At 73.1% G+C, this 15,263-nt stretch carries 16 protein-coding genes; 8 read left to right on the forward strand and 8 right to left on the reverse strand.

The window, feature by feature from the left end:
* The first annotated feature begins 30 nt into the window (after nt 1-30).
* Both ACFQO7_RS29535 and ACFQO7_RS29540 read left to right on the forward strand, forming a co-directional pair.
* Nucleotides 31-1,575 (forward strand): glycosyltransferase family 2 protein, encoded by a 1,545-nt coding sequence (locus ACFQO7_RS29535; protein WP_376809437.1) that lies wholly within the window; start codon nt 31-33, stop codon nt 1,573-1,575.
* A 182-nt stretch (nt 1,576-1,757) separates the two neighbouring features.
* Entirely contained in the window at nt 1,758-2,507 is a 750-nt protein-coding gene (locus tag ACFQO7_RS29540) for a phosphotransferase (RefSeq protein ID WP_376809438.1), read from the forward strand.
* A gap of 32 nt (nt 2,508-2,539) precedes the next feature.
* On the opposite strand, the gene ACFQO7_RS29545 is transcribed toward ACFQO7_RS29540, so the two are convergent.
* A complete protein-coding gene (locus ACFQO7_RS29545; RefSeq protein WP_376809439.1) occupies nt 2,540-3,505 on the reverse strand; it encodes an NAD-dependent epimerase/dehydratase family protein in 966 nt (321 codons plus the stop codon).
* A gap of 89 nt (nt 3,506-3,594) precedes the next feature.
* On the opposite strand from ACFQO7_RS29545, the gene ACFQO7_RS29550 reads away from it, so the two are divergent.
* The 3 genes from ACFQO7_RS29550 (at nt 3,595) to ACFQO7_RS29560 (ending at nt 6,825) form a co-directional block, all read left to right on the forward strand.
* Nucleotides 3,595-4,242: a PadR family transcriptional regulator gene (locus tag ACFQO7_RS29550; protein WP_376809440.1), complete on the forward strand. Its 648-nt coding sequence runs from the start codon at nt 3,595-3,597 to the stop codon at nt 4,240-4,242.
* A gap of 191 nt (nt 4,243-4,433) precedes the next feature.
* Nucleotides 4,434-5,645, forward strand: a complete 1,212-nt coding sequence (locus ACFQO7_RS29555) for an FAD-dependent oxidoreductase (RefSeq protein ID WP_376809441.1) — start codon at nt 4,434-4,436, stop codon at nt 5,643-5,645.
* A 139-nt stretch (nt 5,646-5,784) separates the two neighbouring features.
* Nucleotides 5,785-6,825 (forward strand): glycoside hydrolase family protein, encoded by a 1,041-nt coding sequence (locus tag ACFQO7_RS29560; RefSeq protein WP_376809442.1) that lies wholly within the window; start codon nt 5,785-5,787, stop codon nt 6,823-6,825.
* A 5-nt stretch (nt 6,826-6,830) separates the two neighbouring features.
* Here the strand turns inward: ACFQO7_RS29560 and ACFQO7_RS29565 are convergent, their stop codons facing one another.
* The 3 genes from ACFQO7_RS29565 to ACFQO7_RS29575 all read right to left on the reverse strand — a co-directional run bounded on the left by ACFQO7_RS29565 (nt 6,831) and on the right by ACFQO7_RS29575 (nt 8,713).
* A complete protein-coding gene (locus tag ACFQO7_RS29565; RefSeq protein ID WP_376809443.1) occupies nt 6,831-7,118 on the reverse strand; it encodes a DUF3040 domain-containing protein in 288 nt (95 codons plus the stop codon).
* 152 nt (nt 7,119-7,270) lie between these two features.
* Nucleotides 7,271-7,870, reverse strand: coding sequence for a phosphoribosylanthranilate isomerase (locus ACFQO7_RS29570; RefSeq protein WP_376809444.1), 600 nt, complete (start codon nt 7,868-7,870; stop codon nt 7,271-7,273).
* Nucleotides 7,871-7,882: 12 nt separating this feature from the next.
* Nucleotides 7,883-8,713: an alpha/beta fold hydrolase gene (locus tag ACFQO7_RS29575; RefSeq protein WP_376809445.1), complete on the reverse strand. Its 831-nt coding sequence runs from the start codon at nt 8,711-8,713 to the stop codon at nt 7,883-7,885.
* 162 nt (nt 8,714-8,875) lie between these two features.
* On the opposite strand from ACFQO7_RS29575, the gene ACFQO7_RS29580 reads away from it, so the two are divergent.
* Entirely contained in the window at nt 8,876-9,292 is a 417-nt protein-coding gene (locus tag ACFQO7_RS29580) for a phage holin family protein (protein ID WP_376809446.1), read from the forward strand.
* Nucleotides 9,293-9,297: 5 nt separating this feature from the next.
* On the opposite strand, the gene ACFQO7_RS29585 is transcribed toward ACFQO7_RS29580, so the two are convergent.
* The 3 genes from ACFQO7_RS29585 to ACFQO7_RS29595 form a co-directional block, all read right to left on the reverse strand.
* Complete coding sequence (locus tag ACFQO7_RS29585) at nt 9,298-10,134, reverse strand: ABC transporter permease (RefSeq protein ID WP_376809447.1); 837 nt, start codon at nt 10,132-10,134, stop codon at nt 9,298-9,300.
* 9 nt (nt 10,135-10,143) lie between these two features.
* A complete protein-coding gene (gene modA, locus ACFQO7_RS29590) occupies nt 10,144-10,926 on the reverse strand; it encodes a molybdate ABC transporter substrate-binding protein (protein WP_376809448.1) in 783 nt (260 codons plus the stop codon).
* 193 nt (nt 10,927-11,119) lie between these two features.
* Nucleotides 11,120-12,409, reverse strand: coding sequence for a metal-dependent hydrolase family protein (locus ACFQO7_RS29595; protein ID WP_376809449.1), 1,290 nt, complete (start codon nt 12,407-12,409; stop codon nt 11,120-11,122).
* Nucleotides 12,410-12,526: 117 nt separating this feature from the next.
* Here ACFQO7_RS29595 and ACFQO7_RS29600 point away from each other — a divergent pair, with 117 nt between their 5' ends.
* Both ACFQO7_RS29600 and ACFQO7_RS29605 read left to right on the forward strand, forming a co-directional pair.
* Complete coding sequence (locus ACFQO7_RS29600; protein WP_376809450.1) at nt 12,527-12,946, forward strand: DUF4259 domain-containing protein; 420 nt, start codon at nt 12,527-12,529, stop codon at nt 12,944-12,946.
* A 16-nt stretch (nt 12,947-12,962) separates the two neighbouring features.
* Complete coding sequence (locus ACFQO7_RS29605) at nt 12,963-13,847, forward strand: phosphotransferase family protein (protein WP_376809451.1); 885 nt, start codon at nt 12,963-12,965, stop codon at nt 13,845-13,847.
* Between the two features lie 126 nt (nt 13,848-13,973).
* Here ACFQO7_RS29605 and ACFQO7_RS29610 read toward each other — a convergent pair whose 3' ends face one another.
* Entirely contained in the window at nt 13,974-15,224 is a 1,251-nt protein-coding gene (locus tag ACFQO7_RS29610; RefSeq protein ID WP_376809452.1) for an SGNH/GDSL hydrolase family protein, read from the reverse strand.
* Nucleotides 15,225-15,263: the final 39 nt, after the last annotated feature.

Here is a 15,263-nt window from a genome sequence, read left to right on the forward strand (position 1 = left end):
CCGCACATGCCGAGCGCCGGAGGCCAAGCAGTGACCGCAGTCGACGTCAGCGTCATCGTGCCGGTGTACAACACGATGCCCGACCTGCGCCGCTGCCTCGAATCCCTGGTCAGCCAGACCATCGGCCAGGACCGGATGGAGATCATCGCGGTCGACGACGGCTCCACCGACGGCAGCCCCGCCGAGCTGGCCCGGTTCGCCGAGCGATACCCCTGCGTGAAGGTGGTCCGCCAGCCCAACTCGGGCGGCCCGGCCAGCCCCTGCAACCACGGCCTGGGCCTGGCCACCGGCCGGTTCGTCTTCTTCGTCGGCGCCGACGACTACCTCGGCCCCGAGGCGCTGGAGCGGCTCGTCGACGCCGCCGACCGGTACGGCTCCGAGGTCGTGCTCGGCAAGACCGTCGGTGTGAACAGCCGCTTCATCTACCAGCAGGTCTTCGCCCGCAACGAGGCGGAGATCAGCTTCGCGGGCTCGGGACTGCCCTGGTCGCTGGCCAACATCAAGCTGTTCTCCCGCGACCTGATCGAGCGGCACGCCATCCGCTACTTCGAGGACATGCCGATCGGCAGCGACTTCCCGTTCACCCTGGAAGCCTGCTTCCGGGCGGCGCGGATCTCGGTCGTCGCCGACTACGACTGCTACTTCGCGGTGCGCCGGCTCAACGAGCAGAACGTCACCCACCTCAGCAAGGCCGCCGACCGGCTCTACTGCCTGCGCCGGCTGATGGAGTTCACCGTCGGGCTGATGCCGGCCGGCAAGGACCGCGACGCCGTGCTCTCCCGGCTGTTCGCGCTGGAGGTCGCCGTGCTGCTGCGCGACGACCTGCTCACCGTCGAACGATCCGTGCAGCAGGCGGTGCACGAGTGTGTGCGCGAGGTCGCCGACCGGCAGCTGACCGCCGAGACCGGCGCCGAGCTGGAGGTCGAGACCCGGCTGCGGATCGCCGTCGCGCAGGCCGGCACGGTCGACGACCTGCTCGCCGTGATCCGCCAGGACGTGGAGCAGGGCATCGCCCCGATCGTCGTCGAAGGCGACCGCTGGTACGCCGCCTACCCTGGTTTCCGCACCCCCGGCTCGTCGCTGCCGGACGAGGTCTTCGAGGTCACCGCGCACGCCGCCGGCTGGGCCGCGAAGCTCGACGCCACCCAGGCCGTGTGGCGGCGCAACGCCGACGGCGCGACCGTGCTGGCCGTCACCGCCCGCAGCCCGCTGCCCGACCTGGCGTCCACCGCGACGATCGGGGTGTACGCCGAGGACCTGACCGCGGCGGTGCAGGTCACGGAGAGCCGCCCGGCCACCGTGGTGCAGGCCGAGTTCACCGTGGCCGACGTCGTGCGCGCCAGCGCCCTCACCGGCCAGCGCCGCTCGGTGCGGGTACGCGTGCAGGCCCGCGGCCAGGAGGGCTCCGCCCCGCTGCGCGCCGCCGGCCTGCGGCTGCCCCGCCCCGTGATCTGGCGACGCGGCCTGCGCATGTACGCCGTCACCCCGGCCAAGGACCCCTCCGGCCGCCTCATGCTCTCGGTCGTCCCGATGACCCCCGGCCGCATCATCGCCCGCCTCACCCGCCGCCGCTGACCCCCCACCTGCCTGCCCCCCACCTGCCGCAACTCTTAAAGACTTGCGCCTTCAGATCTCCGTCGAGGCCGCAAGTCCGTAAGAGTTGCGGCGCGGGGTCACGCGGGCCGGGGTTGCGCGGGCCCGGGGGAGGGGTCGGGTATCCGGTTGCGTGGGTGGTGGGTGGGGTTGAGGATCATGGGGTGTTCGAGGGTGAAGAGGCGCTGGTCGGGAATGTGACCTCGGGTGTCGTGCGGGTCGGGGCGACGGTGCGGCGGCCTGCCGGGCCGTGGACCGACGGTGTGGACGCGTTCCTGCGGCACCTGCACGAGGCCGGGTTCACCGGCGCGCCGAGGCCGCTCGGCCGTGACGAGCAGGGCCGCCAGGTGCTGGAGTACGTGGCCGGTGAGATCGGCGACGCGACCGGCACGTACAGCCCGGAGGAGCTGGCCGGGATCGGCCGGATGCAGCGCGCCCTGCACGACGCCTCGGCGAGCTTCGTCGCCGCGCCGGGGACCCGGTGGGAGTCCCCGATCCCGCCCGACCGTGCCGAGCTGATCTGCCACAACGACGTCTCGCCGTGGAACCTGGTCCGTGCCGAGCACGGCTGGGTGCTGATCGACTGGGACAACGTGGCGCCGAGTTCCCGGCTGTGGGACCTGGCCTACGCGGCACAGAGCATGGCCGGGATGAGCGCGCGCCGCGACCCGGCCGAGTCCGCCACCCGGCTGCGCGCCTACACCGACGGCTACGGCCTCGACCCGGCCCTGGGCCCGGAGCTGGCCGTGCTGCTCGGCCGCCGGGCGAGGGCCATGTACCACCTGCTGGAGACCGGGTTCCGGGACCAGCGGCAGCCCTGGGCGCGGATCTTCACCGAGGACGGCCCGTACTGGCGCGACACCGCCGACTACCTGGACGCCCACGTTGCCGTCTGGGCCGCCGCGCTCGCCTGAGCGCCGCACCATCTCGGGCAGCGGGATGGATGTCATGCGCCGGGGCCGCGCAGCAGTGCCGCCTCCCGGTCCGGGCCGAGGCCGTCGCCGGGCAGGGGACCGGCGAGCGAGGTGAGCCAGGCCCAGGTGTCCGCGACGGTCTGCGTGACAGGACGGCAGTGCAGTCCGGCCGCGTGCGCGCGTTCGGAGTCGGTCTCGTGCAGGCCGCGGACGCCGCTGCCCGCCGGCACCCAGATCGGCAGCTCGGACCACGGCTGGATGCCCACTGCCGAGAATACGGCCGGCGGCACCCAGCGCAGCCGGGCGTCGGAGCCTGCCGCCTCGGTGCACGCCGCCAGCAGCGCGCCCATCGTGGTGTGGCCCGGTCGGCTGACGACGTTGAACGTGCCGCCGAGGTCCGCCTGCGCGGCGTCGAGCAGCCAGCGTGCGAGATCCCGGACGTCGATGTATTGCAGTCCCAGGTCCGGCGGGCCGGGGACCGGCACGTCGCCGCCGCGGGCGAGACGCCGCAGCCACCAGACGAGGCGTTCGGGCTGCTCGTGCGGGCCGAGGACCAGACCGGGCCGGGCGATCAGGGTGCGATGGCCGAACGTGGCGCGCACCGCGTGCTCGGCGGCGACCTTGACCGAGCCGAAGGACGATCCTCCGGCGGGCGTCAGCGGAGAGTCCTCGGTGAGGCCGTGTGTCGACAGGTCGTCGTAGACCGAGCGGCTCGACACGAAGATGTACCGGCCGCTCACGGGTGCCAGGGCGGTCGCGGCCGCGGAGACGGCCACGGGCGGGCCGTCCCAGGTGTCCACGACGGCGTCCCAGCCGGTGCGGGTGAGCACCGCCAGATCGGCCGCCACGGTCCGGTCGCCGTACACCGACGCGACCCCGTGCGGCGGCGCGCCCGTCACGCCGCGGTGGAACGCGGTGACCTGCCAGCCGCGGGCGACGGCGTCGTGTCCGAGTGCGCGGCCGAGGAATCGGGTGCCGCCCAGCAGGAGCAGTCGCATACCCGGCAGGTTAGCGGTGGGTGGTGCAGAAGGATGCGTATACTCGTAAGCGAGTAATCAAGGCGGAGTATGAGGGGTGGGCGGCAGGCGTGGCGAAACGGCGCAAGGTCGGCAATCTGATGGCACTGGCCGTGCTGTCCGCGCTCGTCCAGCAGCCCATGCACCCGTACCAGATGGCCTCGATCCTGCGCGAGCACGGCAAAGACCAGAACATGAAGATCAAGTGGGGTTCGCTTTACACCGTCGTGCAGAACCTGGAGAAGCACGGCCTGATCGAGGCCGCCGAGAGCGTGCGCCAGGGCGGTCGCCCCGAGCGGACCGTCTACCGCATCACCGAGGCGGGCCGGGCCGAGCTGACCGACTGGGTACGCGAGCTGCTGTCCACCCCCGAGCAGGAGCAGTCCCGGTTCACCGCGGCGCTGTCCGTGATGGCGGTGCTGTCGCCTCGCGAGGCGGCCGACCTGCTGTCGCAGCGGCTCACCGCGCTGGAGAAGGCGCTCGCGGCGCGACGCTCGGCGTTGGCCGAGGCCGCCCGGGAGGTGCCGCGGCTGTTCCTGATCGAGGAGGAGTACGAGCTGGCCGTGGCCGAAGCCGAGATCGGTTTCGTGCGCGGGCTGCTCGGCGAGCTGACTTCCGGCACGTTCCCGGGCCTGGCCGACTGGCAGGCGTTCAGCGAGACCGGGATCGTGCCGCCGGAGCTGGCCGAGCTGATGGAGAGGGGCCTGCACCCGCAGTGACCTTCTGAAACGGTCCCCGGCGGCGTGCGCCAACACACCGCCGGAGACCTCAACCCTCGCACCGCACCGCAGGGGCCCGGCCACGAGAGGTGGCAACCGCAAGGATAGCCGGGCGTCCCCTGCCGGTTCGGTGTGCGACCGAACCCGCGCCGGTCGAGCGACCGGCCGGCTGACCCTGGGGAGCAACAGTCATGACGAAGGTGAAGACCGCGCTGGTCGTGGGCGGCGGCATCGCCGGCCCGGTGGCCGCGATGGCCCTGCGGCAGGCGGGCATCGAGGCCCGCGTGTACGAGGCGTACGGCAGCACCGCCGAGAACGTCGGCGGCGGCCTGAGCATCGCGCCCAACGGCCTCGCCGCGCTGAAGGTGATCGGCGCCGACGAGGCCGTGCGCGCGATCGGCGTGCCCATGGCGAGCATCGTGATGCACAGCTGGACCGGCAAACGCCTGGCCTCGTTCGGCGGCCCGCCCGGCCTGGAGCCGCAGCAGTTCGTGATGCGGCCCGACCTCTACCGCGCCCTCTACGGCGAGGCGGCCCGCCGGGGCATCCCCGTCGAGCACGGCATGCGCCTGGTCTCGGCCGAGCACCTGGGCTCGCCCGCCGCGCCGACCGGTGTCCGGGCGCATTTCGCCGACGGCACCAGCGCCGAGGCCGACGTCCTGATCGGCGCGGACGGCATCCGGTCCACCGTGCGCACCCTCATCGACCCGGCCGCGCCGAAGCCGCGCTACACCGGCCTGCTCGGCTTCGGCGGCCTGTCGACGGGCACCGGCCTGCCGAGCACCGGCGACGCGATGTACATGATGTTCGGCAAGCGGGCGTTCTTCGGCTACCAGGTGTACGCCGACGGCACCTGCGGCTGGTTCGCCAACCTTCCGCACCCGCAGCCGATGTCCTGGTCGGAGGCCAACCGGACCAGCCCGCAGGAGTGGATGCGGGTGCTGACCGAGGCGTTCGCCGACGACCGGTTGCCAGTACTGGACATCCTGCGCACGGCCGACCTGTCGCAGTTCGTGACGGTCGGCGGGATGGAGGACATCCCGCGGGTGCCGACCTGGCACCGCGGCCGTCTGGTGCTGATCGGCGACGCCGCGCACGCCACGTCGCCGTCGTCGGGCCAGGGCGCGTCGCTGGCCGCCGAGAGCGCGGTGCAGCTCGCCCGCTGCCTGCGCGACCTGCCCGCCGAGCAGGCGTTCGCCGCGTACGAGCGGCTGCGCCGGGAGCGGGTCGAGCGCATCATCGCGGCGGCGGCGCGTACCAACAGCGACAAGGCCGCGGGTCCGGTGGCCCGGGTGCTGCGCGACGCGCTGCTGCCGACCGCGATGAAGCTGCTGGCCAAGCCGGAGAAGATGGCCTGGCAGTTCGTCCACCCGATCGACTGGCAGGCCCCCGTCACGGCGTGACGGCCGCGCAGCGGGTCGGTATCGACCCAGCTGCCTAGGACACCGCAGGGGGGTGGTGTGCCAGGGCACCGGCCGTTCCGTGGGAGCGGCCGGTGCCCTGGCGTGCCGTGTTTATCAACGGCGGCTAGGGTGTCGCCTCGTGGACGAGACCTCGCAGCGGCTGCCGGGCAGGCACGTACGGCGCGACCGCCGGAAACTGTGGCTGGCGGTGGCGCTGACCGTCGCGGTCCTGATCGGAGGCTCGTACGCGGCGGTCCGCGTCTGGGGCGGCGATCCGGGCGTGGCGGCGGCCGGCCCGGGGGAGCCCGTCGGCGCGACGCAGGGTGTGCCGGACCCGGCGGTGTCCGGTTCGGCTTCGGCCGGGCCGTCGGCGAGCGCGTCCGCCGCCCCGAAGCCGTCGGCGTCGGCGAGCCCGAAGACCCCGGCGGGCGGTCCTGCGAAGACGTCGGCGAAGAAGGGCGTCAGTGTCTGGAACTTCGGCGGCCTCAAAGCCGCGCTGACCGACGTGCGGGCCAGTTGGTATTACAACTGGTCGAGCTCCCCGAGCAAGGACGCGGGCACCAGCGCCGCGTTCGTGCCGATGATCTGGGGCGAGAAGTCGGTGACCGACAGCGAGCTGGCCCGCGCCAAGCAGAACGGCAAGGTGCTGCTCGGCTTCAACGAGCCCGATTTCGCCAGCCAGGCCAACATGACCGTCGAGCGCGCCCTGGACCTGTGGCCGCGGCTGCAGGCGACCGGGCTGCGGCTGGGCAGCCCCGCCGTCGCGGTCGGCGCGGACAGGGCCGGCGGCTGGCTCGACCGGTTCATGGCCGGGGCGAAGTCGCGCGGCTACCGGGTCGACTTCATCACCCTGCACTGGTACGGCGCGGACTTCTCCTCGGCGGCCGTCGGGCACCTGCGGAACTACCTGCAGGCCGTGTACCAGCGTTACAGGATGCCGATCTGGGTCACCGAGTACGCGCTGATCAAGTGGGGCGCGGGCGGGGCGGTGTATCCGAGCGACGCGCAGCAGGCCGCGTTCGTCACCGGCTCGACGAAGATGATGCAGGGCCTGTCCTACGTGGAGCGCTACGCCTGGTTCGCGCTGCCGTGGCCGACCGAGGGCCACCAGGGCACCGCGCTGTACCGCGACGGAGACAGCCCCACCGCGGCCGGCCGGGCCTATCGCGCGGCAGGGTAGCTCGGTCAGTCGCCGGTGTGGGCGAACCCGTCGCCGACCGTGGCCAGGGCCAGCACCGCGCCCACCGCGGCGAGGAACCCGCCGCCCGGGGTTCCCGTCGCGAACAGGAACACGGCCAGCGCGAACCCGGTCAGGGCCAGCGCGACCCGCAGCCCGGTCCGCCGGGGTTTGCGGTACTCGGCGGGCGGGTGGGGGTCGCCCGTGCCGAGGCCGAGGGCGAAGTGCGGGTCGGCCGCGCGGATCTGCTCCGCCAGCTCCGCGAGCCGGCGCTCGTCCTCCGGGCCCAGGGCCACCCGACCTCACTCCATCCCCGTCGACCTGCAGTTCCTGTACCCGTCGCGAGCGGGCCGTACACCGCTGTCCAGTGGTGTCCAACGGCGGGCCGGTGCGCTCCGGGCGGCACCGATCATCATGGCGGTGGCAGACAATCCCACGGTGCGGGCGGTCAGCCCGCTTTGCGCGCGGCGGCGATGAACTCCCTGATCAGGGTCTCGCTCTTGACGCCGCGGGCGGATTCGACGCCGCTGGACACGTCCACGCCGCCCGCCCCGGACAGCCGTATCGCGTCGGCGACGGAGTCGACGCCCAGCCCGCCGGCGAGGATCCAGCCGTCGCCGAGGCCGCGTTCGCGCAGCATCGTGTAGTCCCAGGCGCCGCCGGAGCCGGGTTCGGTGGCGTCGACGAGCAGCAGGTCCTCGCCGTACGCGCCGATGCGCAGGTCGGGGGCCTCGTAGCTGACCGCCCGCACCAGGGTCAGGCCGAGGTCGGCGACGGCGGCGAAGTCGTCCCGGGTGTAGTCGCCGTGCAGTTGCAGCGCCCGCAGTCCGGTGTCGCGGACCAGCTCCCGCACGGTCGCGATGTCCGCCCCGGCGACGACGGCGACGGTCAGCACGTGCGGCGGTACGGCGGCGGCCAGGCGGCGGGCGGTGTCGGGGGTGACCTGGCGCGGGCTGCGGGTCAGCACGAAGCCGACCGCGTCCGCGCCTGCCTCCACGGCGGCGGCGACGGTCTCGGCGGTGGACAGGCCGCAGATCTTCACGAACACGGGTGCCTCCGCTCAGGCTTGTCCGGTGATGCGGGCCAGGATCTCGCGGGCGGTGTCGTCGGGGGCCTCGTCCGGGATCCAGTGGCTGACCCCGGACAGGTTGACGAAACGGTAGTCGCCGGTGACGTACGCGGCGCAGCTCTCGGCGGCTTTCGGGCCGATGGCCCAGTCGCCGTCGCTCCACAGGAACGTGGTCGGCACCGCGACCTTGCCGGCCGGGGTGAAGCCCGCGCCGAGGGTCAGCGCCCGGTACCAGTTGAGGCCGCCGGTGAGGCGGGCCCGGTCCAGCATCGGGGTGACGAAGCGCTCGACGCGGTCGGCGGGCACCCCGGTGAAGATCTCCCGCAGCCGCCGTCCCTCGTCCTCCAGGAGCAGGTCCTCGGCCTTGCCCTCCTGCTGGAACAGTCCGATGTAGGCCGAGCGCTGCTGCTGGTCGGGGTCGGTGGCGATGGTCTTGGCGAACGCGACCGGGTGCGGCACGGAGATCGCGGTGAGGGTGGGCACCCGGTCGGCGTGCTCGGCGGCCAGGTGCCAGGCCACCACGGCGCCCCAGTCGTGGCCGACCACGTGCGCGCGGTCCACGCCCAGGGTGTCGAGCACCGCGAGCGCGTCGGCGACGCATTCGCCGACGGCGTAGTCGGCGACCGCGGACGGGCGCGCGCCGGGGGAGTAGCCGCGCTGGTCGAACGCGTAGGTGCGGATGCCGGCGTCGTGCAGGCGGTCCGCGACCTGTTCCCATTCGCCTGAGTGCTGGGGGAAGCCGTGCAGCAGCAGGGCGACCGGCCCGTCCTCCGGGCCGCCCGCTTGGATGTCGAACACCAGGCCCCGCGCGGCGATCTGCATGAGGGCCAGCCTAGTACGGCGGCGCTGCGTCGATCATGCGGTGGTGTTGGCGGTTCTTTCACGGCGGGTTCACACGAGCGGGTGAAGATCATGGGGCAGGCCGCCGGAAATGATTCGGCACACTGGGATCAGGGCAGAAGGTAGACAGGTGGAGGTGAACTGATGTCCGAGACGCGCCGCCCGCCGACGCCGCAGGAGCCGGGCCCGGCAGCAGAGCAGCTGGCCAGTCTGTCGCGGGCCGAGTCCGCCCTGGCCCGGACCTGGCTGCGGGACGATGCGGGCACGGCGCAGGGGCGGATCAGCACCGCCGGGCTGCTGCTGATCTGGGTGCTGCCGGCGCTGGTCGTGGCGGGTGTGTTGGGGCTGGCGGAGGTCATGCCGCTGTGGGCGGCGGTGCTGTGCGTAGCGGCGGCGCTGGTGCTGCTCGGCATCGGGCTCGGGCTGGCGGGCCGCTCGCGCAGCAGGCGGGCGGGGGAGCGGGTGGCCCCGCAGACGTGGCGGCCGCTGCGCGAGGACGCGGCCGGGCTCGACCAGTCGTCCCGTCCGGCCCCCAGCGGGCTGGAGCGCAGCGGCGGCTGAGCCGGTCAGGGGCTGCTGATCCAGCGGTCGCGCAGGCTCGCCAGGATGGTCACCGAGACGACCAGCAGGATCAGGCTGAGCACGATCGCCGCTTCGAGGTCGGTCTCCAGGGCCAGGTACACGGCCAGGGGCATGGTCTGGGTGCGCCCCGGGAAGTTGCCGGCGAAGGTGATCGTCGCGCCGAACTCGCCCAGCGCCCGTGCCCAGCAGAGCACCGCGCCGGCGGCGATGCCCGGCGCGACCAGCGGCAGGGTGACCCGCCGGAAGGTGGTCCAGCGGCCCGCGCCCAGCGTCGCGGCGGCTTCCTCGTAGCGGGTGTCCGCGCCGCGCAGCGCGCCCTCCACGGCGATGACCAGGAACGGCATCGCCACGAACGCTTCGGCGACGACGACCCCGGCGGTGGTGAACGGCAGGGTGAACCCGAAGGTCTCGTCGAGCCAGGACCCGATCAGGCCGCGGCGGCCGAACAGCAGCAGCAGCGCAACACCGCCGACCACGGGCGGCAGCACCAGCGGCACGGTGATCAGCGCGCGGGCGAGCCGCCGGCCGGGGAACTCGACCCGGGCCAGCAGCCAGGCCAGCGGCACGCCGAGCAGGATGCAGACGACCGTGGCCAGCGAGGCGGTGAGCAGCGACAGGCGCAGCGCGGCGAGGATCGCGGGCTCGGCCAGGTGCTGGGTCAGCTCGCCCCACGGGGTGCGCAGCAGCAGCGCGACCAGCGGCAGCACCAGGAACGCCAGGCCCAGCCCGGCGGGCAGGAACAGGAAGAACGGGATGCGCCGCCGGCCGTGCCGGCGCGGCGGTGCCACCGCGCCGGGGTGCTGGGTGTGCTCGACGGCCATGGGCTCAGATTACGGAGCCTGGAACCCGGCCGCGGTCAGCACGGCTTTCGCGGGCTCGGACCGCAGGTAGGCCAGGAACGCCTCGGCGCCGGCCTTGTTCGGCGCGTCCTTGAGGGCGACGACGGGATAGTCGTTGATCGCGTTCGCGGACTCGGGGAACTCGATGCCGTCCACGTCGGCTGCGGCGGCCTTGGCGTCGGTGCGGTACACCAGCGCGGCGTCGACCTCGCCGAGTTTCACCTTGGACAGTGCCGCCTTGACGTCCTGTTCGAGGGTGACGGGGGTGACCTTGACCCCGGCGTTGTCGAGGGCCTTCTTCGCCGCGGCCCCGCACGGGACCTGCTCGGCGCACAGCGCCACCTTCAGGTCGGGCTTGCTGAGGTTCTCCAGCGTGGCGATGCCCTTCGGGTTGCCTTTCGGCACCGCGATGACGAGTTGGTTCTTGACGAGCACGACCGGGGTGCCGGCCGCGTCGCCGGCGTCGACGACGGTCTTCATGGTGGCCGGGCTGGCGACGGCGAACACGTCGGCGGGCGCGCCCTGGGTGATCTGGGTGGCCAGCGCGGAGCTGCCCGCGAAGTTGAACGTCACCTTCGTGCCCGGGTTCGCGGCCTCGAAGTCCTTGCCGATCTTCGTGAACGCCTCGGTGAGCGAGGCCGCCGCGAACACGGTGATGTCGCCGGAGACGCCGCCGCCCGACGGGGCGGGGTCCTGCCCGCCGCATGCGGTGGCCGTCATGGCCGCGGCCAGCGCCAGCCCGGCCACCGTCGCGCGGATGCCTGTGCTGCCCATGCGCTTCCTCCCCTGGATGCGTCCACCTGCCCATCGCGGGCCGCCGGAGCCACCCTACTGCTCGCAGCCGCGAGGGTGCCACACACTGACGACTCGCTGTTGCCGGATCAGCGGTTTCATAAGCATCGCATCTGCATGCCGGTCTTATGGCCCAGGCATGCTGCGGCCCGAGGGCCGGTTCCGGCCGTTGGCGTCACGCGTCGGTGGGCCGTCCTGATCCGGTCAGGGTGTCGCGGACCGGCACACCACCCTTCATGATCACTGCCAGGTTGGCCGGGTCGGCGAGCACGTTCAGGTCGGTCAACGGGTCGCCGTCGACGAGCAGCAGGTCCGCGTACGCCCCGGGCCGCACCACGCCCAGCGGGGCCGGGTAGGGGTCGCGCGGGCCGGACATGGCCAGCAGCGCCGCGTTCTCCGACGTCGCCATGCGCAGCACCTCGGCCGGGGAGAACCAGCGGCCGAGTTTGGCCAGCTGCGCGCCCTGGCGGGTGGCCAGCCGGGCGTCGAACAGGGTGTCGGTGCCCCAGGCCAGCCGCACCCCGTGCTTGCGGGCCAGCCGGTACGCGGTCTCCGTGCCGTCGGTGACGGCGAGCTGCTTCTCGCGCCCGCCCGGGTCGGTGATCGGGACGGCGTCGGCGTCGTCGAGGAACGGCTGCATCGACCACCACACGCCCCGCTCGGCCATCAGCGCGGCGGTCTCGTCGTCGAGCAGGTGCCCGTGCTCGACGCAGCGCACCCCGGCCCGGACCGCCTGCTGGATCGAGGTCGGGGTGTACGCGTGCACCATCACGTAGGTGCCCCAGTGCGCGGCGGCCTCGACCGCCGCGGCGAGCTCCGCGAACGTGTACTGGGTGACGTCGATCGGGTCATAGGGCGAGGCGACGCCGCCGCCGGCCATCACCTTGATCTGGCTCGCGCCGCGCATCAGCTGCTCGCGGGTCGCCCGCAGGACCGCGTCGACGCCGTCGGCGATGGCCGCGGTCCCGGTGCGTTCGACCATGCTCAGCGGCCCGCCCGGCTCACGAGGCACTTCCAGCAGCGAGCGGAAGTCGCCGTGTCCGGCGGTCTGGCTGATGAACGCGCCGCTCGGGTAGATCCGCGGGCCGGGGACGAGGCCCTCGTCGATGGCGCGTTTGAGGGCGAACACGGGCCCGCCCGCGTCGCGTACCGTCGTGAAGCCGCGCAGCAGGGTCCGTTCGGCCTCGCGGGCGGCGACGATCTGCAGGTAGCCGGGGTCGGCGGTGGCCAGGACCGGCAGCGGGACGGCGGCCATCATGGCGTGCCAGTGCGCGTCGATGAGTCCCGGCATCAGCACCCGGCCGCCGCCGTCGATCGTGCGTCCGGCGGCCCGGTCGTCGGGCGGCCGGCCCACGCCGGTGATGAGGCCGCCCGTGACGGTGACGGTGGTGGGCGGGGACAGCGCGGGGTCGACCCCGTCGAACACCCGGACGTCGCGGAACTCCGTCACCTGGTCATGTGCCATCTGTCGAGTGTCGCGGCCAGGGCCGGGCGCGCGCTGCGGAACGGGCCGGACACGCGGCGGGGGAGTTGTCGCATGCGGCCGGTACCGTTCCGCTGCGCCCTGCGGAGGAGGTAATCGGTGGGCACCTGGGACTCGGGTCCGTTCGACAACGACAGTGCCGCCGACTGGTGTGGTGACCTGGACGACGCCGATCCGGGCCAACGGCTGGGCATCGTGCGGCAGGCGCTGGCCGCCGTGGCGGACCACGCCGGATTCCTCGACGACCGGCTCGGGGTGCGCGCGATCGCGGCGGCCGCGGTCATCGTGTCGCAGCGGCCCGGCGCGGAGCCGCTGACCTCGCCGTACGCCCCGGATTTCCTGCTGCAGGGGGAGAGCCTGGTGGTCCCCGAGGACGTCGCGGCGCTCGCGGTGCGGGCCCTGGACCGGGTCGTCGGCGAGGACTCGGAGTGGCGCGAGCTGTGGGAGGACACCGGTGACGCCGCGGACGCGCTCGCGGTGGTCGGCGACCTGCGTACGGCGGTGGCGGCCGCGCCGTAGCCGGTTAGGGTGAGGCATGTCCGGCCGACCCTCCATTGCCGACGTCCGTGACGTGCTGGCCGCCCACCTGCCCGGTCACCGGATCGGCGCCGTGGTCGAGCTGGGCGTGGGACTGGAGAACGTGGCGTACGAGGTCGACGGCGCGCTCGTGGTGCGGTTCAGCAGGGAGCACGACCCGGTGCGGCGCGCCGAGCTGATCGAGCACGAGGCCCGGCTGCTGGCGGCGGTGGCCCGGGTCAGTCCACTGCCCGTGCCCGAACCGGTGTTCGCGGCCCCTGACCTGGGCTGCCTGGCCTACGCGAAGCTGTCCGGCGTGCCGCTGCCGGAGTCGCCGGGCTGGGTGGAGCATGGCACGTCGATCGCGGCGACGCTCGGGGAGTTGCTCGCGGTGCTGCATGCCGAGCCGGTCGACGCGTGGCGCGGGCTGGCGGACGTCGACGACCAACCCCCGGCCGAGTGGCTCCGTGAGGCGGCCGAGCTGCACGAGGCGGTCGCCGAGCACGTCCCGGTGGCACACCGCCGCGCGGTGGAGGCGTTCTTCGAATCACCACCCCCCGGGCGGGGCCACGACCTCGTGTTCTCGCACAACGACCTGGGCATCGAGCATGTGCTCGTCGACCCGGCCGAGTGGACGGTCACCGGGGTCATCGACTGGAGCGACGCCGCGCTCGTGGACCCGGCCTACGACTTCGGGCTGCTCCACCGGGATCTCGGCCCGGCGGCGCTGCGGGCGGCCCTGGCACGCTATCCGGCCGCCGCCGACGTCGCGGCGCTCGTCGAACGGGCGGTCTTCTACGCCCGGTGCAGCGTCTTCGAGGACCTGGCCTACGGCGTGGAGACCGGCCGGGTCGGCTACCTCGACCGGGGCGTGGGCGCGATGGCGTGGCTGTTCCCCGCCTGAACGCGTGACCTGCGCCTACCGGTCGCAAATGTTGGGAAGGGCACCTTCTACATCGCGGAGCGATGTACCGAGCTGCTGCTCGTCTCGCTGACGCGAGCCGAAGATGCCCTTCCTTCGCTCAGTGCCTCACTGGAAGGTGAGGGTGCCGTTGGTGTTGCGGATGCAGGCGATGGTGCGGTTGGTCGTGGTGGCCGCCGCGGCCAGGCACTGGCCGAGGACGGCGTGGCCGGCCGCGTTCGGGTGCCAGGACTCCTGGCAGGTCTGGAAGTAGGTCACGCAGGCGTTGGCCATGCGCTGGATGGCGATCTTGTCGTATCCGGACAGGCTGGTGATGTGCGTGCCGGTCGGGCCGTCCATGACGCGCACGGGGGTGGCCAGCGCGCCGGTCGGGCTGTTGCCGTTCTCGCACAGCCGCGCGCCGTCGAAGGCCCGCTGCACGTTGAGGTAGACCAGGTCCTGGCCGGGGAACTCGGCGGACAGGTTGGCGTGGGAGTTGCGCACGACGTTGCCGAGGTTGGCCGAGAAGCGGTGGCCGGGCGGCAGGCTCGCGCGGTGGATCGGGCAGCCCGCCGCGTAGCGCTCGGCGCCCAGGTCACGGAACTTGTCCCGGTCGTCCTCGCGGCCGTCCTGCTCGATGAACGAGCTGTAGACGTCGGTCGGCAGCGGGTTGGTGTAGTCCTGGAACACGATGCGGTGCTGGCCGTCGGCGTCGACCTGGTTCAGCGTCGTGATCAGCTGGCGCAGCGCGTTGGTGGTCTCCGTCGTGGCCGCGGCGACCTCGGCGGCGCTGGCCAGGTCGGCGTCGGTGCACGGCTCCTGCGGCACCGGCCCGTTGAGGTAGGCCCAGAACTCCCACCAGCCGGTCCACGCGTCGGCGATGAACCGGTTGGCGCACAGCGTCGCCACGTCGCCGAAGGTGAACGAGCTGTTGTTGGAGCCGAGGCCGACCAGCACCAGGTCGATGTCGTGGGTCTGTGCCACGGCGCGCAGCTGGTCGAGCTGCGAGGCGACCGAGCGGCCGCTGGTGCGGGTGTTGGAGGCGTTGGCGATGTCGTGCGGCTGGCCGCCCGAGCAGGCCAGGTTGAACCGGGCGTTGATGCCCGACAGGGTGGCCTTGTTCAGCGACGCGTTGGCCGAGCGGTGGCAGAAGTAGGCGTTGGCGTTGGCCGCCGACCAGCCGGGGAAGCCCTGGGCGACCCCGTTGACGTCGACGACGGACGTGTACGCGCCCGCGCCTTCGCCGCTGATGAAGCTGTCACCGATGGCGACGGCCGCCGTGGGCAGGGCGGCCGTGGCGGGGGTGGCGGCGACGGCGAACGCCGCCCAGCCGAGCGCGACCGCCGCCGCGCCGGCCGCCGCCTTGCGAAGTCTCAGCACTGAGCTTCCTCTCCGAAATGGAATGTGAGAACGGTTCGC

Origin of the sequence: Catellatospora aurea (assembly GCF_042663325.1) — a bacterium.
GTDB lineage: Bacteria > Actinomycetota > Actinomycetes > Mycobacteriales > Micromonosporaceae > Catellatospora > Catellatospora aurea.

Coding starts and splice junctions, on each gene's coding strand:
- ACFQO7_RS29545 (WP_376809439.1), bottom strand. CDS start 3,505: ATGCGACTGCTCCTGCTGGGCGGCACCCGATTCCTCGGCCGCGCACTC.
- ACFQO7_RS29555 (WP_376809441.1), top strand. CDS start 4,434: ATGACGAAGGTGAAGACCGCGCTGGTCGTGGGCGGCGGCATCGCCGGC.
- ACFQO7_RS29575 (WP_376809445.1), bottom strand. CDS start 8,713: ATGCAGATCGCCGCGCGGGGCCTGGTGTTCGACATCCAAGCGGGCGGC.
- ACFQO7_RS29580 (WP_376809446.1), top strand. CDS start 8,876: ATGTCCGAGACGCGCCGCCCGCCGACGCCGCAGGAGCCGGGCCCGGCA.
- ACFQO7_RS29585 (WP_376809447.1), bottom strand. CDS start 10,134: ATGGCCGTCGAGCACACCCAGCACCCCGGCGCGGTGGCACCGCCGCGC.
- modA (WP_376809448.1), bottom strand. CDS start 10,926: ATGGGCAGCACAGGCATCCGCGCGACGGTGGCCGGGCTGGCGCTGGCC.
- ACFQO7_RS29595 (WP_376809449.1), bottom strand. CDS start 12,409: ATGGCACATGACCAGGTGACGGAGTTCCGCGACGTCCGGGTGTTCGAC.
- ACFQO7_RS29605 (WP_376809451.1), top strand. CDS start 12,963: ATGTCCGGCCGACCCTCCATTGCCGACGTCCGTGACGTGCTGGCCGCC.